The sequence below is a fragment of the Vibrio sp. 2CM40D genome, assembly GCF_023161825.1.
GTDB lineage: Bacteria > Pseudomonadota > Gammaproteobacteria > Enterobacterales > Vibrionaceae > Vibrio > Vibrio alginolyticus.
The window spans coordinates 152,764-173,953 of record NZ_JALNTL010000008.1 but is presented as its reverse complement, the minus strand read 5'-3'; the positions used below and the strand labels follow the sequence as shown (position 1 = coordinate 173,953).

17 protein-coding genes are annotated in these 21,190 nt (G+C 44.2%); 9 read left to right on the top strand and 8 right to left on the bottom strand.

From position 1 onward, the window contains the following. The first annotated feature begins 5 nt into the window (after positions 1 to 5). From flgJ to MTF70_RS18460, 6 genes are all read left to right on the top strand, one after another. Positions 6 to 932, top strand: coding sequence for a flagellar assembly peptidoglycan hydrolase FlgJ (gene flgJ / locus MTF70_RS18485; protein WP_213986697.1), 927 nt, complete (start codon positions 6 to 8; stop codon positions 930 to 932). A gap of 160 nt (positions 933 to 1,092) precedes the next feature. Beyond that, positions 1,093 to 3,033 carry a flagellar hook-associated protein FlgK gene (flgK, locus tag MTF70_RS18480; RefSeq protein ID WP_085570131.1) on the top strand — a complete coding sequence of 647 codons (1,941 nt, stop codon included), beginning with the start codon at positions 1,093 to 1,095 and terminating at the stop codon, positions 3,031 to 3,033. Positions 3,034 to 3,046: 13 nt separating this feature from the next. Next, positions 3,047 to 4,240, top strand: coding sequence for a flagellar hook-associated protein FlgL (gene flgL / locus MTF70_RS18475; protein ID WP_017634832.1), 1,194 nt, complete (start codon positions 3,047 to 3,049; stop codon positions 4,238 to 4,240). A 427-nt stretch (positions 4,241 to 4,667) separates the two neighbouring features. Continuing rightward, positions 4,668 to 5,822: a flagellin gene (locus MTF70_RS18470; protein ID WP_042522766.1), complete on the top strand. Its 1,155-nt coding sequence runs from the start codon at positions 4,668 to 4,670 to the stop codon at positions 5,820 to 5,822. A gap of 505 nt (positions 5,823 to 6,327) precedes the next feature. Next, a complete protein-coding gene (locus tag MTF70_RS18465) occupies positions 6,328 to 7,461 on the top strand; it encodes a flagellin (protein ID WP_005382039.1) in 1,134 nt (377 codons plus the stop codon). 116 nt (positions 7,462 to 7,577) lie between these two features. Beyond that, positions 7,578 to 8,702, top strand: a complete 1,125-nt coding sequence (locus tag MTF70_RS18460) for a flagellin (protein ID WP_025767004.1) — start codon at positions 7,578 to 7,580, stop codon at positions 8,700 to 8,702. A 94-nt stretch (positions 8,703 to 8,796) separates the two neighbouring features. Here MTF70_RS18460 and crr read toward each other — a convergent pair whose 3' ends face one another. From crr to cysZ, 5 genes are all read right to left on the bottom strand, one after another. Next, complete coding sequence (gene crr / locus MTF70_RS18455) at positions 8,797 to 9,306, bottom strand: PTS glucose transporter subunit IIA (RefSeq protein ID WP_005382041.1); 510 nt, start codon at positions 9,304 to 9,306, stop codon at positions 8,797 to 8,799. A 121-nt stretch (positions 9,307 to 9,427) separates the two neighbouring features. Beyond that, positions 9,428 to 11,152: a phosphoenolpyruvate-protein phosphotransferase PtsI gene (gene ptsI, locus MTF70_RS18450; protein ID WP_005389298.1), complete on the bottom strand. Its 1,725-nt coding sequence runs from the start codon at positions 11,150 to 11,152 to the stop codon at positions 9,428 to 9,430. Between the two features lie 140 nt (positions 11,153 to 11,292). Then, a complete protein-coding gene (locus MTF70_RS18445; RefSeq protein WP_005382043.1) occupies positions 11,293 to 11,550 on the bottom strand; it encodes an HPr family phosphocarrier protein in 258 nt (85 codons plus the stop codon). 300 nt (positions 11,551 to 11,850) lie between these two features. Further along, a complete protein-coding gene (gene cysK, locus MTF70_RS18440) occupies positions 11,851 to 12,819 on the bottom strand; it encodes a cysteine synthase A (protein WP_005382045.1) in 969 nt (322 codons plus the stop codon). Between the two features lie 164 nt (positions 12,820 to 12,983). After that, positions 12,984 to 13,727: a sulfate transporter CysZ gene (cysZ, locus tag MTF70_RS18435; protein ID WP_025767003.1), complete on the bottom strand. Its 744-nt coding sequence runs from the start codon at positions 13,725 to 13,727 to the stop codon at positions 12,984 to 12,986. Between the two features lie 251 nt (positions 13,728 to 13,978). Between cysZ and zipA the strand changes: the two genes are divergently transcribed. From zipA to MTF70_RS18420, 3 genes are all read left to right on the top strand, one after another. Continuing rightward, the gene (gene zipA / locus MTF70_RS18430) at positions 13,979 to 14,935 is read left to right on the top strand and encodes a cell division protein ZipA (protein WP_017819969.1); all 957 of its coding nucleotides are present in this window, start codon (positions 13,979 to 13,981) and stop codon (positions 14,933 to 14,935) included. A gap of 90 nt (positions 14,936 to 15,025) precedes the next feature. Beyond that, positions 15,026 to 17,038 carry an NAD-dependent DNA ligase LigA gene (gene ligA, locus MTF70_RS18425; RefSeq protein WP_205460850.1) on the top strand — a complete coding sequence of 671 codons (2,013 nt, stop codon included), beginning with the start codon at positions 15,026 to 15,028 and terminating at the stop codon, positions 17,036 to 17,038. Between the two features lie 510 nt (positions 17,039 to 17,548). Next, the gene (locus tag MTF70_RS18420) at positions 17,549 to 18,958 is read left to right on the top strand and encodes a hypothetical protein (RefSeq protein WP_005382055.1); all 1,410 of its coding nucleotides are present in this window, start codon (positions 17,549 to 17,551) and stop codon (positions 18,956 to 18,958) included. Between the two features lie 40 nt (positions 18,959 to 18,998). Here MTF70_RS18420 and MTF70_RS18415 read toward each other — a convergent pair whose 3' ends face one another. From MTF70_RS18415 to MTF70_RS18405, 3 genes are all read right to left on the bottom strand, one after another. Then, positions 18,999 to 19,181 (bottom strand): hypothetical protein, encoded by a 183-nt coding sequence (locus MTF70_RS18415; protein ID WP_021707681.1) that lies wholly within the window; start codon positions 19,179 to 19,181, stop codon positions 18,999 to 19,001. Between the two features lie 617 nt (positions 19,182 to 19,798). After that, positions 19,799 to 20,260 (bottom strand): NfeD family protein, encoded by a 462-nt coding sequence (locus MTF70_RS18410; RefSeq protein ID WP_017634826.1) that lies wholly within the window; start codon positions 20,258 to 20,260, stop codon positions 19,799 to 19,801. Between the two features lie 3 nt (positions 20,261 to 20,263). Then, a complete protein-coding gene (locus MTF70_RS18405) occupies positions 20,264 to 21,181 on the bottom strand; it encodes an SPFH domain-containing protein (RefSeq protein WP_005382060.1) in 918 nt (305 codons plus the stop codon). Between the last annotated feature and the right edge of the window lie 9 nt (positions 21,182 to 21,190).

Genomic DNA, 21,190 nt, shown 5'->3' with positions numbered 1-21,190 from the left:
TAGGTATAATGAACAATCCTAACGACATTGGTTTTATCCATGACATCAGTTCTCTGGACACTCTGCGTCAAAAAGCAGTGAAAGAGGGAAAAGATGGCGAGCAAGAAGCATTGCATGCGGCTGCTCGTCAGTTCGAATCGATCTTCACCTCCATGATGTTGAAATCCATGCGTGAAGCCAATGAGGGCTTTGAGTCCAACATGATGAACAGCCAAAACGAGAAGTTCTACCGACAAATGTTGGATGAACAGATGGCGAGTGAATTGAGTTCGTCTGGTTCAATGGGACTGGCCGATATGATTGTTAAGCAATTAACGGCTGGGCAAGGGAACGACAAAAAAGAAACGGCTATGCGTGATGCGGCAAACAATGCTGCGGAATATCGTCGTGTTGACCCGAAAAAAGCGCGCGAGATTGAACAGCGCTTGATTGAATCTGGTCAACTATCTCGACCAAGCAATGAACCCACTCGATTCGATTCACCAGAATCCTTTGTTAACTCGATGAAGCCATACGCGGAGAAAGCTGCGAAAGCCCTAGGAGTCGAGCCATCTCTGCTACTTGCGCAAGCCGCTTTGGAAACGGGGTGGGGACAAAAGGTCGTGAAGAACGCGCGTGGCAGCAGCAACAACTTATTTAATATCAAAGCAGATCGAAGCTGGCAGGGTGACAAAGTGACGACTCAAACTTTAGAGTTCCACGATAACACGCCAGTGAGAGAGACGGCAGCGTTTCGCTCCTACTCAAGTTACGAAGACAGCTTTAATGACTTTGTACGATTTTTGAATGACAACCCACGTTACGAGACAGCATTGCAGAAACGCGGGAATTCAGAGTTGTTTATTCGCGGTATCCACAGTGCGGGTTACGCGACCGATCCGAATTACGCAGATAAAGTCCTGCAGGTGAAGGATAAAATCGAAAGTATGTAATGTCTCTGCGACAATTTATGACGTTCTCGAAGGCTTGCCATAGTGCAAGCCTTCACTTTATCTGAACATCTACGCCTTTCTATCACTTGGCACATCTTTTGCTTTTAATGTGTCTAGGTGATCGGTTTTGCCGATTTATATTTCGTTTTCGGGGGCATGTATGGCGTCAGATCTTCTGAATGTAGGTACTCAAAGTGTGCTTACTGCTCAGAGACAATTAAACACCACTGGTCATAACATTTCTAATGTTAATACAGAGGGTTATAGCCGTCAGTCTGTTATCCAAGGCACGAATGATCCGCGCATGTTTGGTGGTTCTACCTACGGCATGGGTGTGCATGTGGAAAATGTTCGCCGCTCGTGGGATCAGTTTGCCGTGAATGAACTGAACCTGTCGTCGACCAACAATGCCAACAAAACGGATACCCAAGACAATCTTGATATGCTCTCTAGTATGTTGAGCTCTGTGGCATCGAAGAAAATTCCTGAGAACCTGAATGAGTGGTTCGATGCGGTAAAAACCATGGCAGATACCCCGAACGATTTAGGGGCACGAAAAGTGGTATTGGAAAAGGCGAAAATCTTCTCTGATACATTAAATGATTTCCACGAAACCGTGCGACTGCAATCTGATGTCACCAATAAAAAATTGGATATGGGCATTGAGCGCGTTAACCAACTTGCGTTGGAAATTCGCGATATTCATCGACTGATGATGCGTACTCCCGGTCCACATAATGACCTGATGGATCAGCATGAAAAGCTGGTTACTGAGCTGTCAGAGTACACCAAAGTTACCGTAACCCCACGCAAAAATGCGGAAGGGTTTAATGTTCATATCGGCAATGGACACACTCTTGTTTCTGGCACGGAAGCAAGCCAGCTCAAAATGATCGATGGCTATCCGGATGTTCATCAAAGACGATTAGCAATGGTGGAAGGGAATGGCATTAAAGCGATCAAGTCTGATGATATGGATGGCAAAATCGGCGCTTTACTTGAAATGCGCGACAAACACATCCCACAACTGCAAGATGAAATGGGCCGTTTAGCGACGGGCTTTTCCTACAAAATTAATCAGCTGCAATCTCAAGGTCTGGATCTCAACGGCAAGATAGGTAAAGACGTATTTACCGACGTGAACTCTGAGCTGGTGGCAAAATCTCGAGTTTTTGCTGCGCCTGACTCACAAGCTGATGTTGCGGTTTACATCGAGGACATTTCCGCGATCAAAGGTGGTGAATATTCGCTGCGTTTTGATGGCGACCAATACAGCGTGACAACACCGAAAGGTGAGCAAATGTCGTTGAACATCGACCGTTCGGATTCGTCGTTTGTTCTGGATGGTATGAAAGTGCAAATTGGTGAAGGCCTTGGCGCCGGTGAGCGCGTATTGCTCCGCCCAACGAGAAGTGGTGCAGCCATCATAAAGATGGAAACCAATGACGCAAAAGCTATTGCCGCACAAAGTTATGAAGCCTCAACCACTTTTGCCCAAGGTAACGCCAAGTTTAAAATTCGTGAGGCGGGGGATGTTAAAGAGTTTGAGGTTACCGTACAACCAGCCGACGAGAAGCATGATAAGCCGTGGTTAAAGATCACGGATAACAAGGGTAATTTACTATCGGACAAATACTCATACCCGTTAGATAAAGATAACCCGATGATTGAAATCTCAGTGCCGAAAAGCCATCCGCTGTATAAAAACGGCGATGCAACCGTGTTTGAGTTGAGCGAAGGCGCACTGATGAATGATAAATTCACCGCAAACTTGGTGCCTTCTGAAGGTGGTAACGGCAACTTGAGAAAAATGCAGAAGATCCAAACAGACAAGATGATGGATGGAAAATCCAGTACCTTGATCGATGTTTATCATAACCTCAATACTGAAGTTGGACTGAAATCTTCTACAGCAAACCGTTTAGCCTCCGTCGCTCGTTTAGAGCATGAAGCGGCGCAAGAGCGCGTTGCTTCTATTTCTGGCGTTAACCTCGATGAAGAAGCGGCCAACATGATGAAGTTTCAACAAGCGTACATGGCTTCATCACGTGTGATGCAAGCGGCGAATGATACCTTCAATACCATTTTACAACTGAGGTAAGGAGAAGAGATAAGTGCTAACCCGAATTTCTAGTTTCCATAACTATCAGTCCGTACAAAATGATCTGCGTCGTCAAGAGAATAAGGTTCACCACAACCAAGAGCAACTTGCTTCAGGGAAAAAGTTACTGAAACCTAGTGACGACCCCCTCGCTGCGCATTACATCCAAAACATTAGTCAGCAACAAGAACAGCTACAACAATATCTTAGCTCGATAGTGTTGGTGCGTAATCGTCTAGAAAACCACGAAGTTAATATCGCCAATGCGGAGAATTTTGCCGACGAGTCGAAGCGCTTAACGATGGAGATGATTAACGGTGCCTTTTCTGCTGAAGACCGACAAGCAAAGAAGCGTGAGTTAGAAGAGATTGCGAACAACTTCCTTAACTTAGTGAACTCGCAAGATGAATCTGGTAACTACGTGTTTGCGGGTACTAAGCCAAAAAGCCAACCATTCTATCGCGATAAAGACGGTAGTGTTCAATACGCTGGGGACGATTATCAGCGCAAAATGAAAGTCTCTAGCATGCTCGAGATGCCAATGAACGATCCTGGCAGCAAGCTGTTTATGGAGATACCAAACCCATTTGGCGATTATCAGCCGAATTACGATCTACAAAACGGCTCTGAGCTGTTGCTAAACAAAGCCACTAACGTTGATACGAAGGATGATGCGGCGTATCGCGTGACATTTGTCGATATGAATAACGGCAAATTTGGTTACCAATTAGAGCGTAACGGCAAAGTAGTGGATGCCGATGAGTTTTCTCCAGAGAAAGGGATTGAATACAAAGGCCTGAAAGTGCACGTAAAAGGCCAAATTACGCCTGGTGACAGCATTGAGATCGAAAAGCGGGCAGAGTTCAGCATTTTCGATACCTTCAAGGATGCAATGGCATGGTCAGACAAATCGGTTTCGGATACGTCGGCGACCGCCAAATTGCACCAAATGACAGAAGAATTCCACGCTGCTTTTATCCATTTGAATAAAGCGCGTACAGATGCCGGTGCTCGATTGAGTACGCTGGATATCCAAGAGCAAAATCATGAAGACTTTAATTTGTCTCTGGCAAAAGCGAAGAGCAACTTTGAGGACTTGGATTACTCCAAAGCCGTGATCGAGTTCAGTGAAAACTCGCGAGCGTTACAGGCATCGCAACAAGCATTCGGTAAGACCAAAGATCTAACGTTGTTTAACTACATCTAGTATGACACTCATACACATTGTCTGATTTTGATGCCTTATGTGCAAAGCCTTAAGCGCGATAAGTCGACGTAACCTGGGAGTCTGAGATGTCATGCGGCACGATTTTACCCAAAGCGGCAATGATGCGGGAGGCAAGTCGGGCGGCAACAGGGCAGCGTTCAATACACTTGGGGTGAGGTGAGTCTTACAAACCGGAAATAGCTTAATGATAAAGCTAACTTATTGTTTATTTGATTCTTTTAAAAGTAGTTAAATAATTTACGTAAGTTGGCACACAAATTGTATTGAAAATATCAGAACAGATTTAGAGATTCTAAACCCTGCGTTTAAGGCAGATTTAGCAAGTAACTTTTACGGTCAGTGCTTATCCAAATGAGAGTAAAGCTGGCCGCTTCGCAAAAGCTTGCGAACTCAACAGGAGAGCAAAATGGCTGTAACAGTTAGTACTAACGTCTCCGCGATGACCGCGCAGCGTTACCTAAACAAAGCGACTGATGAATTAAACACGTCGATGGAGCGCTTATCTTCAGGACATAAGATTAACAGTGCAAAAGATGATGCGGCAGGTCTACAGATCTCTAACCGCTTAACTGCACAGTCTCGTGGCCTAGATGTCGCAATGCGTAACGCGAACGATGGTATCTCGATTGCACAAACCGCTGAAGGTGCGATGAATGAGGCAACCTCTGTCATGCAACGAATGCGTGACCTTGCGATTCAATCATCGAACGGTACTAACTCTCCAGCTGAGCGTCAGGCGATCAACGAAGAGTCAATGGCATTGATTGACGAGCTAAACCGTATTGCAGAAACCACTTCATTTGGTGGTCGTCGTCTATTGAACGGCTCATTCGGTGAAGCGGCATTCCAGATTGGTGCGAGCTCAGGTGAAGCCATGATCATGGGACTCACCAGCATTCGTGCGGACGATACTCGCATGGGCGGTGTGACCTTCTTATCTGAGAACGGTAAAGATAAAAACTGGAGCGTTGACCCAGCTAAATCTGACTTGAAGATCACGCTACCAGGTATGGGTGAAGACGAAGACGGCAATGTTGATGATCTAGAAATCAACATTAATGCCAAAGTGGGCGACGACATCGAAGAGCTTGCCACTTACATTAATGGTCAGTCTGATATGATTAATGCGTCTGTAAGTGAAGATGGCAAGTTGCAAGTTTTTGTCGCGCATCCAAACGTTCAGGGTGAGATTTCTATTTCTGGTGGATTAGCATCTGAGCTTGGCCTGAATGATGAACCTATCAGAACGTCAGTACAAGATATTGATATGACCACGGTACAAGGTTCTCAAAACGCGATTTCTGTGCTGGATTCGGCACTGAAATACGTAGACTCGCAACGTGCAGACTTAGGTGCGAAGCAAAACCGTTTGAGTCACAGCATCAACAACTTGGCGAATATCCAAGAAAACGTTGACGCCTCGAACAGCCGAATTAAAGATACAGATTTTGCGAAAGAAACCACGCAAATGACCAAAGCACAAATTTTGCAACAGGCAGGTACATCGATTCTTGCTCAAGCGAAACAGTTGCCAAACTCTGCAATGTCACTATTGCAGTAGTTTACTTAGCCTGTACTCATACATTCAGACGTGGATGGGAATGCAGGCTTTTGGCAAGCAACTTTACAATAGAATGAGCGGCTCTCTCATCTCTCACCTGCCAATCATTTTCAATGTAAAGTTGCACTCGGTATGCCGGAAATGTGTTCATTTCTCTTGATCTCCACATAGGCTCTGGCGACCAACCTAGCCCCAGTTCTCTCAAAGGAAAAGGGGCTTTTTCTTTTCTAATTTTCACGTCTATCGTCTGCGAACTTATCTTCAATTGTTTCCTTTTGCTGGTTTTCTATACAATTTATCCCTCTCGGCTCGATTTGTGGAAACTTGAGCACTTTTTCTTACTTTTCTTCAATTTTATTAGCTAAATCTCGCAATGTTATTTTTTTAAACTTTTTTCTAAAGCTTCTGAATTTGGTGTCGTTAATAGAGGTAACTTTGAGAGAACTACTTGGTTTTCCGAGACGTCGGAAACCGCTACACCGGAAAATCAATTGGAGAAATCACCATGGCAGTGAATGTAAACACTAACGTATCAGCGATGACCGCTCAGCGTTACCTAAACAACGCAAACTCAGCTCAACAAACTTCTATGGAGCGTTTGTCTTCGGGTTTCAAAATCAACAGTGCAAAAGATGACGCTGCGGGTCTGCAAATCTCGAACCGTTTGAACGTACAAAGCCGTGGTTTGGATGTAGCGGTTCGCAACGCGAACGACGGTATCTCGATTGCACAAACTGCTGAAGGTGCAATGAATGAGACCACTAACATTCTTCAACGTATGCGTGACTTGTCTCTGCAATCAGCAAACGGTTCAAACTCGAAAGCAGAACGTGTTGCGATTCAAGAAGAAGTGACCGCACTCAACGACGAACTAAACCGCATCGCAGAAACAACCTCTTTCGGTGGTAACAAGCTGCTAAACGGTACCCACGGCGCGAAATCGTTCCAAATCGGTGCGGATAACGGCGAAGCGGTAATGCTTGAGCTAAAAGACATGCGCTCAGACAACAAAATGATGGGCGGTGTAAGCTACCAAGCAGAAAGCGGTAAAGGTAAAGATTGGAACGTTGCCCAAGGCAAGAATGACCTAAAAATCAACCTAACGGACAGCTACGGCCAAGAGCAAGAAATCAACATCAGCGCAAAAGCGGGTGACGATATCGAAGAGCTTGCGACTTACATTAACGGCCAAACTGACCTAGTGAAAGCATCAGTAGACCAAGATGGTAAACTGCAAATCTTCGCTGGCAACAACAAAGTTGAGGGCGAGGTCGAGTTTTCAGGCGGTCTATCTGGTGAACTAGGTCTGGGCGAAGGCAAAAAAGTAACGGTAGATACTATCGACGTAACCTCAGTTGGTGGCGCACAAGAATCTGTTGCTATCATCGATGCGGCACTGAAATACGTAGATAGCCACCGCGCAGAGCTGGGTGCTTTCCAGAACCGTTTCAACCACGCAATCAGCAACTTGGACAACATTAACGAGAACGTGAATGCGTCGAAGAGCCGTATCAAAGATACAGATTTCGCGAAAGAAACGACGGCAATGACCAAATCACAAATTCTATCGCAAGCGTCAAGCTCAATTCTAGCGCAAGCGAAACAAGCGCCTAACTCAGCGCTAAGTCTGCTAGGTTAATCAATTTAACAAAGCAAGAAACCAAAGCCAGGCTCATCCCTGGCTTTTTGCTTATTGGCTATAACGATTCAGATGTGTCCTGACAGTATGTTCGATAAGGCATTCATATCGATTAGATGATCTCTTTAAATTCCAATGTTTCTGCGATGGTGGCGCAGAGACACCTGAGTCAAGCAACTGCGCAAAATGTTGAGTCACAACGCAACCTAACTTCGGGGTTTCGAATCAACTCGGCGAGCGATGATGCGGCAGGTTTACAGATATCGAATACTCTCCATGTACAAACGAGAGGGCTTGATGTCGCCTTAAGAAATGCGCACGACGCTTTTTCTGTTGCTCAAACAGCGGAGGGAGCATTGCACGAAAGCAGTGACATATTGCAACGCTTACGCTCTCTGGGGCTTCAAGCAGCAAACGGCAGTTATGACTCAAGTGATCGGCAAAGTATTCAATATGAGGTCGTAGCGCTGCAAGATGAGCTTGATCGTGTCGCGATCACGACAACATTTGCGGATAAAAACCTGTTTGATGGATCTTACGGTTCACAAAGTTTCCATATTGGCGCGAACGCTAATTCAATCTCTTTGACGTTACGTAACATGCGTAGCCATATCCCAGAGATGGGAGGGCAGCATTATGTTGGTGATGCGGTCGATAAAGATTGGCGAGTCACTAAAGATAACCAAACCCTAAAAGTCGAATACCAAGACAGTAAAGGGCAAACCCAAACGGAATCCATTGGACTCAAATTGGGTGACCGTATAGAACAGGTCGCCACTTACATCAATGCTCAACAATCGATAGTGAATGCTTCAGTAACGGAAAACAACGAACTGCAATTCTTCGCTTCTACGATGAAGGCGCCAGAGGGTGTGGTTCTCGATGGGAGTTTAGCGGATGAGCTTGATGTGAGCGCTGGTCAATTAGTCACAATGGATGACATCGATATGTCGACGGCAGGTAAGGCGCAGCTTTCAATTGGGGTGATTGATGCAGCAATTAAGTATGTTGATTCGCACCGGAGTGAAATTGGCAGCTTTCAGAACCGTGTAAACGGCTCGATGGATAACTTAAATACTGTGAATCGGAGTGTTACAGAATCCAAGAGTCGAATAAGAGATACAGACTTCGCAAGAGAATCTACGGAAATGGTGCGTTCTCAAGTGCTCCAAGATGCGACAACTGCATTACTCGCTCAAGCGAAGCAAAGGCCGAGCTCAGCACTAGGCTTGCTCAGTTGAACGTGTTTCAGCGATGCACATCGCTCAGAAAAAAGTCAGATAATAAAAAACGCTGCCAATGGCAGCGTTTTTTTCGTGTTCGATTAAGTAAAAATTACTTAGTTACACGTAGAACTGGAGTTTCACCAACAGTTACAGAACCAGAAAGCTTGTTTAGCTCTTTGATTTCGTCCATGTTAGAGATAACAACTGGAGTTAGCGTTGACTTCGCTTTCTCTTCTAGAAGAGCTAGATCGAATTCAATTACAGTGTCGCCAGCTTTAACAGTTTGACCTTCTTCAGCGATACGCGTGAAGCCTTCGCCTTTTAGTTCAACTGTGTCGATACCGAAGTGAACGAAAAGCTCAACACCGTCGTCAGACTCGATAGAGAACGCGTGGTTAGTTTCGAAGATCTTACCGATAGTACCGTTTACAGGAGCTACCATTTTGTTGCCTGCTGGCTTGATAGCAATACCGTCACCAACGATTTTCTCAGCGAAAACAACATCTGGCACGTCTTCGATGTTTACAATCTCACCAGAAAGTGGCGCGATGATTTCGATAGCACCAGCGTCAGCGCTGTCATCAGATACAAGCTTCTTAAGTTTGTCAAACAGACCCATTGTGTCATGCTCCTAAGGTTTGGTTTTATTCTGTCGAATTATAGTATACCAATATAGCTCATTAGACGACTTTTTTCGCCGTCTAATGGCCATTAAGTATTGAATTACTTGGTACTACCGATTACTGAGCTTTCTCAGCAATAAACTTTTCTACCACGGCTTCGATTTCTTCTGCTGTCGGTAGAGAAAGGGCTTCTTCAGCCATTGCTTTCACTTCTGCGAAGTTAGAGTTACGAACTACTTTCTTCACTTTAGGGATAGAGATACCGCTCATTGAGAACTCGTCCAGACCCATACCTAGAAGTAGAAGTGTTGCACGCTCGTCACCTGCAAGTTCACCACACATACCAGTCCATTTACCTTCTGCGTGAGAAGCGTCGATAACTTGCTTGATCACAGTAAGTACAGCAGGTGATAGTGGGTTGTATAGGTGAGAAATCATCTCGTTACCACGGTCAACCGCTAGCGTGTACTGAGTTAGGTCGTTTGTACCGATAGAGAAGAAAGACACTTCCTTCGCTAAGTGGTGTGCGATCGCAGCAGCAGCAGGAGTTTCAACCATAACACCGATTTCGATGTTTTCGTCGAACGCGTGGCCTTCAGCGCGTAGCTCTTCTTTGTACTCTTCGATCGCTTTCTTAAGCTCACGGATTTCTTCGACAGAGATGATCATTGGGAACATGATACGCAGTTTGCCGTGTGCAGAAGCACGTAGGATGCCACGTAGCTGATCACGAAGGATTTCACGACGATCTAGACTGATACGTACAGCGCGCCAGCCTAGGAATGGGTTCATCTCTTTTGGAAGATCCATGTATGGGAGATCTTTATCGCCGCCGATATCCATAGTACGGATGATCACAGCTTGACCGTTCATTGCTTCCGCAACTTCTTTGTACGCTTGGTACTGTTCTTCTTCAGTTGGTAGCGCAGTACGGTCCATAAATAGGAATTCAGTACGGTACAGACCAACACCTTCACCGCCGTTACGAAGGATACCGTCACAGTCTTTCACTGTACCGATGTTACCGCAAACTTCTACACGGTGACCGTCAGTCGTTTCTGCGTGTAGGTCTTTCAGTTTCGCTAGCTCTTCTTTTTCAGCTAGGAATGCTGCTTTAACCGCTTTCGCTTCTTCTAGCTCAGCTTCTGATGGGTTAACAACAATCTTGTTGTTCATTGCGTCAAGAATCAGCATGTCGCCATTCTTAACTTTCTTCGTGATGTCGTTAGTACCAACGATAGCTGGAAGCTCAAGTGAGCGAGCCATGATTGAAGTGTGAGATGTACGACCGCCGATATCACAAGCAAAACCAAGCACGTAGTCTAGGTTGATTTGTGCAGTTTCAGATGGCGTTAGGTCGTAAGCAACAAGAATTACTTCTTCGTTGATATCGCTAAGCGAAACAATGTTGATGCCTAGTGCGTTCTTAACAAAACGAGAACCGATATCGCGGATGTCAGTTGCACGCTCTTTTAAGTATTCGTCGTCTAGAGACTCAAGAGCACATGCTTGCTCTTCGATCACTGAGTGGATAGCGTGATCAGCAGTCATCTTGTCGTTTTTGATAAGTGCTAGGATTTCCTCTTCTAGCTCTTCGTCTTCAAGAAGCATGATGTGACCTTCAAAGATCGCTTCTTTTTCTTCGCCAAACGTTTCAAGCGCTTTTTGCTTGATAGTTTCTAGCTGAGCTGCAGATTTGTTACGAGCGTCAAAGAAACGCTGAACTTCAGCTTCTACTTGATCGTCAGAAATAGTGTTTGTGTTTAGGACAATTTCATCTTCTTGAAGTAGTAGTGCTTTACCGATTGCAATACCAGGAGATGCTAGGATGCCTGAAATCATAGCCTTACCTTAAGTTTGGTCAACTTTATAAAACGGGAGAATAATGGGTGCGCTAACGAATAGTTTTAGCTTAGTTTTGAGCCTATTTCCAACGAAGCCATTTTGCTTTCACAAAATGGCTTCTGGAGTAGGAGACCGGATTAGTGTAGTTGGTCCATTAGAGCAACTAGGTGGTCAACTGCTTGCTGAGCTTGTGGGCCTTCAGCAGAAATAGTAACTTGAGTACCTTTTACTAGGCCTAGTGTTTGTAGTTTGAACAGGCTCTTAGCGCTAGCGCTTTTACCGTTAGAAGTCACAGTGATGTCTGCGTCGAATGCTTTCGCTTCTTTAACAAACTGTGCAGCTGGACGAGTGTGAAGGCCGTTTTCTGCTGTGATTTCTACTTGCTTCTCGTACATGTGATATACCCCAATAAATGTATTTTTTTGTTAGTTTGTGACCAGATTTTAGCTTAACTGCTTTACATCTTGTGCGCTAGCACGGGAAGAGTTCAAAGCGCGTCAGTTCTGATACTAGTCAAAAGTTTGGTAACTACGCAACTGTTTGCGTGCGTAATCACTTTGAAACCTTTTTGTGTTCTGCTTCTTTATTTTGAAGCTAGAAATAAAACACCCTGATATTACCAAAGGTAGGGCAGGGATCAACAAAAAAGCCCCTAAACGGGGCTTTTTTAAACTAAAAATTGATTTGAACACATATTATTGTTGGTTCTCTTTTTCGGTAAAGATACCTGCAAAGAGTGCTGTACTTAGGTAACGCTCACCGGAACTTGGCAAGACAGTTACAATTGTTTTTCCTTCAAATTCAGGTAGTTCCGCAAGTCGGTTCGCTGCAACAACCGCTGCGCCAGATGAGATACCAGCTAGGATACCTTCCTCTTCCATTAGGCGACGAGCCATCTCAATCGCTTCTTCTGAGGTAACTTGCTCAACACGGTCAATAATGTCTAAATCGAGGTTACCAGGGATGAAACCAGCACCGATACCTTGAATTTTGTGTGGGGCAGGTTGGATTTCTTCGCCAGCAAGTGCTTGTGCAATAACCGGAGACTCTGCTGGCTCAACTGCAACAGAAGTGATGGCTTTGCCTTTTTCACCTTTGATGTAACGGCTTGTACCTGTGATAGTACCGCCCGTACCAACACCAGCAACGAATACGTCGATTTCACCGTCTGTCGCTTCCCAAATCTCAGGGCCCGTAGTCTTTTCGTGGATTTCTGGGTTCGCTGGGTTGTCAAATTGTTGAAGAAGTAGGTACTTCTCAGGGTTGCTTGCTACGATTTCTTCTGCTTTAGCAATCGCCCCTTTCATGCCTTTCGCCGCTTCAGTCAGCTCAAGGTTCGCGCCTAGTGCTTTTAGTAGCTTACGGCGTTCTAGGCTCATTGATTCAGGCATGGTCAATGTTAGCTTGTAACCGCGAGCAGCCGCTACGAATGCTAGAGCAACACCTGTGTTACCACTGGTAGGTTCTACAAGCTCTACACCTGGCTTAAGAAGGCCCGCTTTCTCTGCTTCCCAAATCATGTTTGCACCGATACGGCACTTAACACTGAAGCTAGGGTTACGCGCTTCAATTTTCGCGAGAACTTTGCCTTTACTTACTTTGTTTAGACGAACGAGAGGTGTATTACCAATAGTAAGAGAGTTATCTTCGTAGATTTTGCTCATAGTGATGTTCCTTCATTACACGTTGTGTGAATATGGATAGAAGAATATGCGGTATGAAAAAAAGGGAAAAGGATTAAAAAGTTATATCTTATTAGGTTGGCCCAGAACTTGATAAAAGAAAAGGGAAAAGCTGGCGCTGATCCCTTTCCTTAATCTCTAATCGACTATCGTTGGTGCTTAAACTCCGCGACCCACATAGCGGTTGCACCACATATTGCTACAGGCATGACAATGAGGTTCAAAATTGGGATCGTCGTAAATACAGACACCAATACCCCAAAGCCATAGGCCTTACCTTGCTTTTGTTTCAATTTGTAACGCATGTCGTTAAATGGGATTTTGTGGTTATCAAACGGGTAGTCACAATATTGAATCGCGAGCATCCAGGCGGTAAAGATAAACCATAAAAATGGGCCTACTGTTTGTCCAAGGGCAGGGATGAGCAATAACAGGAATAGGCCTATTGCTTTAGGTAAAATGTAAAGGAGCTTTCTCCACTCACGAGCTAAAACGCGAGGAACATCTTTCAGGACGGCAGTGAAACCATCATCATTTACTTTTTGTCCCGTTAAGTACTCTTCCACTTTTTCAGCCAAGAGGCCATTGAATGGCGCGGCGATAAAGTTCGCGAGCGTGCTGAAAAAATAGGAGAAGGTAGCGAGTATCGTTAGAGCGAGTAAAGGCCAAAGAATGTAAGTTAACCAGGATAAAAACTCAGGCAGCTGCCCAATCCAGCCTTCTATCCATATATTAAGGTTTGAAAATAGATAGAAGATGGCACCACCTACAAGCAAGATATTTGCAAGTAGAGGTAAGATGACAAAGCGCCTGATTTTAGGGGCTAGTGCCAATTGTATCCCGTATAGAAAATAACCGAACCCGGTTCTCTGCTGATTGTTTTTCTTCATGTCTATTTTGGCTTCGTGTAAATGAAAACTCATTGTACCTGTGAGGACTTTTCTTTCAAAGCCCTGACAAATGACGTCTTGTTAAGTGGAATCGTGGCAAGAATCACAACAAAAAACGGAACTTCTTGCATTAAGTTGTTCTAAATCTACATATAGTTTTGGTAAAGTAAACGTATCATTCAGATTTATTGCACTTGGGTTGCTGCTCAAGGAACTGCGAGTAGTAAAAACAAGTATATTGAGAGTAAATAATGCAGGAATTGCGATTCGTACTCATTGTTGTTGGCGCATTAGCCATCGCGGCATTACTGTTTCATGGTTTATGGAGCAGTAAAAAAGAAGGCAAAGCAAAGTTTGGTAACAAGCCACTTGGTAAGCTGGATGTTGACCAAGAAGACAAAAATGATCTTGTTGAGAAAGAACGAGACTTCGCTCCCGCTCCTGAAGATGACTTTGAGATCATTCGCAAAGATCGCAAAGAACCAGATTTTGGGATGGCGAGTTCTTTCGACAACAAGTTTGAATCTGACCCGTTATTCGGTGGTCCATCTGAAGTCAAACAGACGCAGCAGGAGCCGGATGACATCCCTTCATTTGTTGCAGAAAAAGATAAAGAAGAGGACGTTGAGCCTGTTGTTCAAGCAACAGTAGCTGAAGAGCCATTCCAGCCTGCTGTGGAAGAAGAAGTTATTCCCGCCGCGTTTGATATTACGGAGAAAGAACAGCAAGTCGAAACGGTTAGTGAGCCTGTCGTTGCAGAGCCTAAGGAAGAGCCAAAGCCAGAACCTGAAATGCAAGTGATTGTATTGAATGTGCACTGTGCTGGTGAAGAGCCATTTGTTGGTACTGCTTTATTTGAAAGTATGCAACAAAACGGTCTAATTTATGGCGAGATGGATATTTTCCATCGTCATGTCGACTTGTCCGGTAACGGCAAAGTGCTGTTTAGCGTCGCTAATATGATGCACCCTGGTACGTTTGAACATGCTGATCCTGCTGAGTTTACAACGAAGGGTATTTCATTCTTCATGACATTGCCTTGTTATGGCGAGGCTGAACAGAACTTCAACTTAATGCTCCGAACTGCGCAGCAAATTGCTGATGACTTAGGTGGTAACGTACTTGATGACCAGCGCAACTTAATGACGCCAGATCGTTTAGCATCTTATCGACGTCAAATAGTTGAGTTTAATGCCGCTAACGCATAATCTTAACAGCAAATAATAATAGGGCTCCGGATGGAGCCCTTTTTCTTGGATTTCCCAACCTCACCGATTGAAAATACACGGGGCTTTACTATGTCTGAATCAGTACTTCAGCGACTAGAAGAACTAAAAGAGTCGTTGCATTACCACGCTGTGCGTTACTACGTGGAAGATAACCCAGAGATCCCTGATGCCGAGTACGACCGTTTAATGCGAGAGTTACTGGATATTGAAGCTGAGAACCCTGACTTAATAACCGTAGACTCGCCAAGCCAACGTGTCGGTGGGCAACCTCTCTCTGCGTTTAGCCAAGTGACACATGAAGTACCGATGCTTTCGCTTGATAACGCGTTTGATGATAGTGAACTCGATAGTTTCCACAAGCGCGCACAAGAGCGCGTGGGCAGCCAGAGTGTGAAAGAATACTGTTGTGAGCCTAAATTGGATGGACTCGCCGTAAGTTTGTTATATGAGAATGGCGTTTTAGTTCAGGCGGCCACTCGAGGCGATGGTACTACGGGTGAAAACATCACAGAGAATGTGCGTACGATTAAAGCTATTCCTTTAAAACTCAGAGGTAATGACTGGCCAAATCGTCTTGAAGTTCGTGGTGAAGTCTTTATGCCGAAAGCTGGGTTTGAAAAGCTCAATGAATTAGCAAGGAAGAAAGGCGAGAAAATCTTTGTTAATCCACGTAACGCTGCGGCAGGTAGCTTACGACAATTGGATTCACGTATTACGGCTTCTCGTCCGCTTAGCTTCTATGCATACAGTGTAGGCGTGGTGCAAGGTGCAGAATTGGCAGCAAGTCATTACGAACGCTTTTTGCAAATCAAATCTTGGGGACTGCCAATGTGTCCGGAAACTAAGCGAGTTGAAAGCTTGGCGGATGTAAAAGCTTACTACCAAGATATATTGCAGCGTCGTGATGCCCTCCCTTATGAGATCGATGGTGTCGTTATTAAAATTGACGATATTGCCGTGCAAGAGCGTCTGGGTTTTGTTGCTCGCGCTCCACGTTGGGCGATTGCCTACAAATTTCCAGCTCAGGAAGAAATGACGACACTGAATGAAGTGGAGTTCCAAGTCGGTCGCACTGGTGCGATTACACCTGTTGCTAAACTAGAGCCTGTATTTGTTGGTGGGGTAACGGTAAGTAATGCGACGCTTCATAACGCAGATGAGATAGAACGTCTGCAAGTCAAGATTGGTGATCACGTTGTGATCCGCCGTGCTGGCGATGTTATTCCGCAAGTCGTTTCTGTCATCAAAGAGCGCCGACCAGAAACAGCTCGAGATATTGTTTTCCCAACTCAGTGTCCTGTTTGTGGTTCGCATGTTGAGCGGATCGAAGGAGAAGCGGTAACACGTTGTATGGGGGGCTTAGTTTGCCAAGCCCAACGCAAACAAGCGCTAAAACACTTTGTTTCTCGTAAAGCGTTAGACGTTGACGGTTTAGGCGATAAAGTGATCGAGCAGCTTGTTGATCGTGAGATGGTGAAAACTCCTGCTGACTTATTTAAGTTATCAGCGGGGATTTTAACCGTACTAGATCGCATGGGGCCAAAGTCTGCGCAGAATATTGTGAATGCGTTAGAAAAATCCAAAGAAACAACTTTACCTCGGTTTTTGTATTCACTGGGGATCCGTGAAGTTGGCGAGGCAACCGCAGCAAACTTAGCAATGCACTTTAAAACGTTGGGAGCGATCCAAAATGCTACCGAAGAGCAGTTGATTGAAGTGCAAGACATCGGTGCTGTGGTTGCTCAACATATTACGACTTTCTTTAGTGAAGAACAGAACCAAGCGGTGGTTAAAGATTTGCTTGAACAAGGAATTCATTGGCCAGAGATTAATACTACTGAGCAGGTGGGGGAATTACCATTAGAAGGTAAAACAGTAGTATTAACGGGAACACTTTCTCAAATGGGGCGTACAGAAGCCAAAGAAGCCCTCCAAGCACTGGGGGCTAAAGTGACGGGTAGTGTTTCTAAGAAAACCGATATTTTGTTTGCTGGTGAAAATGCAGGTTCGAAGCTCGCAAAGGCACAAGAACTGGGTATCGAAATTAAAACAGAACAAGACTTACTCGAATTGATGAATTAAGTCTTCTCAAAAAAGCTAAAAAATAACTAAAAGCCCCGTATGGTAAGCATGCGGGGCTTTTTCTTGTTCATAATTAAGTGTTTTTTTATTGAGTAATTGATGCCTTTGTTCTTTTCAGTGATCAAGATCGAACCTTGGGTTATTGGTTTTTTTGGCTTTTTTAGTCTGCGAGTGACTTCAAGTTGATACTTTCAGGCTAAATTTAAATGTTTGATTTTAAATGATATTTTGTTGATTTGTGTTGGTGTTGTTAAAAATAAGATCTGGATCAATAAGTTATATGGAACTTTGGAGTGGCTCATATTTTTTTAGAAAAAAAATAAGTTCCATTTGGATGTTTTTAGCTGCGAAGTTAGTCTTAATCACGTGGATACACGGTGTGTATGCAGGAACTAAAAAAAGCCAAATTAGAAATAATGAGGTTTGATCAGGAATTTACTTCTCTCCTTCGGCGGCCAACTAAAGGTGAGATAGAAAAATACAGCTATATCCATTTTTAGGAGTTTTTCCATGGACAAATTTTTTAAGGTTTCAGCGTTAACCGCAGCAATGTTTGGTGTTGTTGCTGTCGCTCCAGCTACAGCGTCTACTGAAAGTGCAGCAGGTGGCGAGTACGTAGAGAAAGTGAACGAATTTATGCAAGACTCAAGTCTGAATGCATTATTCATAGTTGATACTCGTTCACGAACTCGTACAACAGGTAAGCCCGGCGGTGAAAATGGTGACCGTTGGAGTCGTCTAAACTACTCTTCTTACAACGCAATTTTAGACTTCACTTCTGGCTACCACGATGGTTGGGTGGGCGCAGATGTTGCGGCTTACTACTCTGGCGATCTTTACAACGATAGTCTTTACAATTCAAACGAAGGCTACCTATGTAACGAAATCTCAACTTGTAACAACCTAGACTGGGGTGCAGGTGATGGTCAGCAGCTTAAAGTTTACAAAGCAGCGCTGAAATTCAAAGCAAACGAAAACTTTAATGCTCGTTTCGGTATGTTACAGGCTGGTGGTAACGGTACAATCGGTAACGTTTGGAGCTTTGTACCTGGTACTTACCGTGGTTTCGAACTAAACGCTAAACTTGGTGATTTCAACCTAAGCTACTTTGGCGCAGACCAATTTACAGCACCTTGGCTGCTTCACGAAGATGATTACGCACCAGCGCTTTGGTCTGACACTTCATGGAGCTACCTACACTCTCTGGGCCTAAACGGTAACCTAACTGACAGCTTGTTTATGCAACTTGGTTTGGGTCAAGCTACTGGCGTTCAATATGCAAATGGTGTTGACTGGGGTGCAGGTCAAGTAACTAGCTACCACAACGAAACTGACAACACTTCTTACAAGGCTTACTTGAAGTACACTGTTAGTGACCGTACAACTCTAGCATTTGATTTCTACGGTGTTGACGATGATGTGAAATACGATGGTCTAGGTTTCCACACTGGTCTATCTTTGAATCAATCTTTCGGCAAGCTAGCTTGGATGTCTGAGTTGCGCTACACAGACACAGATAACCGTGCGGACTTCGTTCCTCGTACTATTCATACATATGGTATGAACAATGGTACTTGGTCTCAGTGGTGGGACGCGCTGTCTGACTGGAACAAAGCGGGTGAGCTAGCATGGTACAACCGTCTATCTTACAACCAAGGTAACGGCTGGAACTACTACCTAGGCTTTGGTTACGGTACTGGCGCTGACTCTGCAGCAAGCGGAGCATCAGGTGACTGGGATTACGAAAGCGAATACGCAGTTAACGCAACAGTATCTTACTCACTACAAAGTGGCGCGCTTAAAGGTTCTACCATTCGTTTACACGGTACAATCCTAGAACGTGATGAGTACGCAGGTGCTGGCGATGCGGATGAAACAGACTTACGTCTACAAGTTCTTATCCCTTACAGCTTCCACTAATACTTAATTAGATAATAAAAGGAGCCGCTAGGCTCCTTTTCTATTTCACTTCTCGGCCGTCGTATATTTTGCAATATAACGGTGGCAACATATGTACATTACCGTTTGGCAACTCACACTTTATCTCTGGGCCTAACGTACGACCACCGGATGCACCATTAGCATGAGTGGTTAACGGAATTATGGCAAAAGATATTACTAATAGACCAGATAAAAATCTCATAATAATCACCTTAATATAAACTTTAAATATCTACGTGCTTGTATAAACCGTGACTACGCAGAAAGGCAAGGTTGAATAGGGCTATTATATCAAACTAAGCTCTTACTTCTTTACTATTCCCATTCCCCACCTCTAAATCGACACATTTCACTTGGAATATTCGTAACGTCGCCACTTGGCATCTTACATTCGACTATAGGTCCCAAATTAGTTGTACCGCCGTTTCCGTTGTTGTAGGCAAAGGAAGAAAAAGAAAAAATACCGCACAACATTAGAAAGAGAAGCTTATTCATAGTACATCCTCTTACTTACCAAATAAAAAGCACTCAACTTAAATGCTTATGCGTTAAGTATGTATCCGAGGATAAAAAGATCAAAAAATAATTCAATAAAGTTTTATTTTTTAAAATAAATTTAGATCGATAATTTACCTAGATATATTTCTATCTTATTGATTGTCGTGTGTTGAATAATTAAATAATAGGAAATGGTAGGTAGGGTATTAATAATATTACTAATACTTATTTTTTTCTCGATTTTAATTAAGGTAATGAAATGAAAGCAGTTGTTTAGATTAAAGTAATGGAGCATGATTTGCCCCATTACTTTGGCATAAATTAATTAGAATCAGGCTCAATGATTAAAATAATACCTTCAACATCGGTGATTCTTACGCGGGTACCGGCTGGAAGTGCTTGATCCGATTGTGCGGACCATGTGGTATCGGCTACCTTGATGCGATTGAGCCCGACGGAAAAGTCTTCTTCAAGGATAAGAGTACGCCCAATTAACTGCTTGTACTTTTGGTTCAGATCTCTTTCTTGGTCTTCTTGCTTGTCTTTAGACCATTGTCGTCGCCACCAAAGCCAGGTGGTGATTAAGCTGAAGCTTGCAAAGCAAAGCCATTGCAATTGCCAGCTCATTGGCAAAACGGTCATGAGTGCTCCAACGATAAGTGCAGACATCCCGAGCCAGAGAAAATACCCTGCGGTACCAAGTAGCTCAACTGCTAAAAGAGCAAAGCCAAACGCTAGCCAATGCCAGAAAGAGATACCTTCCAACAAACTAAAAAAGTCCATAAATTATTCTTTATCTTGCTGTTTAAACATTTCTGCTATCCCTGCAACCGAGCCCATTAGTCCGGTTGCTTCTAATGGAAGCATAATGATTTTACCATTTTCGGCTTGACCAATGCTCTTGATCGCTTCGGTATAACCCTGTGCAATGAAGTAATTGACGGCTTGCATGTCACCTTTTGCAATGGCTTCGGAAACCATGTAAGTCGCTTTTGCTTCTGCTTGCGCGGCACGCTCACGTGCTTCTGCATGGAGAATAGCAGACTGCTTTTCGCCTTCAGCTTTTAATATCTCTGATTGTTTATGACCTTCGGCCTTTAATATCTCAGCTTGGCGAACCCCTTCTGCTTCAAGAATTTCCGCACGCTTATTACGCTCGGCTTTCATTTGCGCATTCATTGCAGCGGTCAGATCGGCTGGTGGCTGGACATCTTTAATCTCAATTCGTGTGACTTTTACGCCCCAAGGGTTTGTTGCTTGGTCAACAATCGCCAACAGCTTAGAGTTGATCATGTCGCGTTGGCTCAGCATTTCGTCCAGTTCCATTGAACCTAAAACGGTACGAATGTTCGTAAGGGTCAAGTTTCTAATAGCGTGTTCTAAGTCGTTGACTTCATAAGCCGCTTTTGCAGCATCGATCACTTGAACAAATCCGACAGCGTCAATAACCACGTTAGCGTTATCTTTTGAAATGACCTCTTGCGCAGGAATATCGAGAACGCGCTCCATCATGTTTACTTTTTGACCAACTTTATCAACGAATGGAATGATCAAGTTTAAACCCGGCTTTAATGTGTGGGTGTAGCGTCCGAAGCGTTCAACTGTCCAGTTGTTTCCTTGCGGAACCGTTTTAATGGCTGAAGATAAGATAACGACAGCAAGAACGACGAAAATACCGATGGTGATCAGTGAATCAATTGGCATGAGTTATTC

Bases quoted from the DNA above. Each gene is read 5' to 3' on its own strand.
- MTF70_RS18415 (WP_021707681.1), bottom strand. From the start codon at position 19,181: ATGAGATTTTTATCTGGTCTATTAGTAATATCTTTTGCCATAATTCCG.
- cysZ (WP_025767003.1), bottom strand. From the start codon at position 13,727: ATGAAGAAAAACAATCAGCAGAGAACCGGGTTCGGTTATTTTCTATAC.
- flgK (WP_085570131.1), top strand. From the start codon at position 1,093: ATGGCGTCAGATCTTCTGAATGTAGGTACTCAAAGTGTGCTTACTGCT.
- crr (WP_005382041.1), bottom strand. From the start codon at position 9,306: ATGGGTCTGTTTGACAAACTTAAGAAGCTTGTATCTGATGACAGCGCT.
- ligA (WP_205460850.1), top strand. From the start codon at position 15,026: ATGTCTGAATCAGTACTTCAGCGACTAGAAGAACTAAAAGAGTCGTTG.
- MTF70_RS18420 (WP_005382055.1), top strand. From the start codon at position 17,549: ATGGACAAATTTTTTAAGGTTTCAGCGTTAACCGCAGCAATGTTTGGT.
- zipA (WP_017819969.1), top strand. From the start codon at position 13,979: ATGCAGGAATTGCGATTCGTACTCATTGTTGTTGGCGCATTAGCCATC.
- MTF70_RS18405 (WP_005382060.1), bottom strand. From the start codon at position 21,181: ATGCCAATTGATTCACTGATCACCATCGGTATTTTCGTCGTTCTTGCT.
- cysK (WP_005382045.1), bottom strand. From the start codon at position 12,819: ATGAGCAAAATCTACGAAGATAACTCTCTTACTATTGGTAATACACCT.
- ptsI (WP_005389298.1), bottom strand. From the start codon at position 11,152: ATGATTTCAGGCATCCTAGCATCTCCTGGTATTGCAATCGGTAAAGCA.
- MTF70_RS18445 (WP_005382043.1), bottom strand. From the start codon at position 11,550: ATGTACGAGAAGCAAGTAGAAATCACAGCAGAAAACGGCCTTCACACT.
- MTF70_RS18470 (WP_042522766.1), top strand. From the start codon at position 4,668: ATGGCTGTAACAGTTAGTACTAACGTCTCCGCGATGACCGCGCAGCGT.
- MTF70_RS18410 (WP_017634826.1), bottom strand. From the start codon at position 20,260: ATGGACTTTTTTAGTTTGTTGGAAGGTATCTCTTTCTGGCATTGGCTA.
- MTF70_RS18460 (WP_025767004.1), top strand. From the start codon at position 7,578: ATGATCTCTTTAAATTCCAATGTTTCTGCGATGGTGGCGCAGAGACAC.
- MTF70_RS18465 (WP_005382039.1), top strand. From the start codon at position 6,328: ATGGCAGTGAATGTAAACACTAACGTATCAGCGATGACCGCTCAGCGT.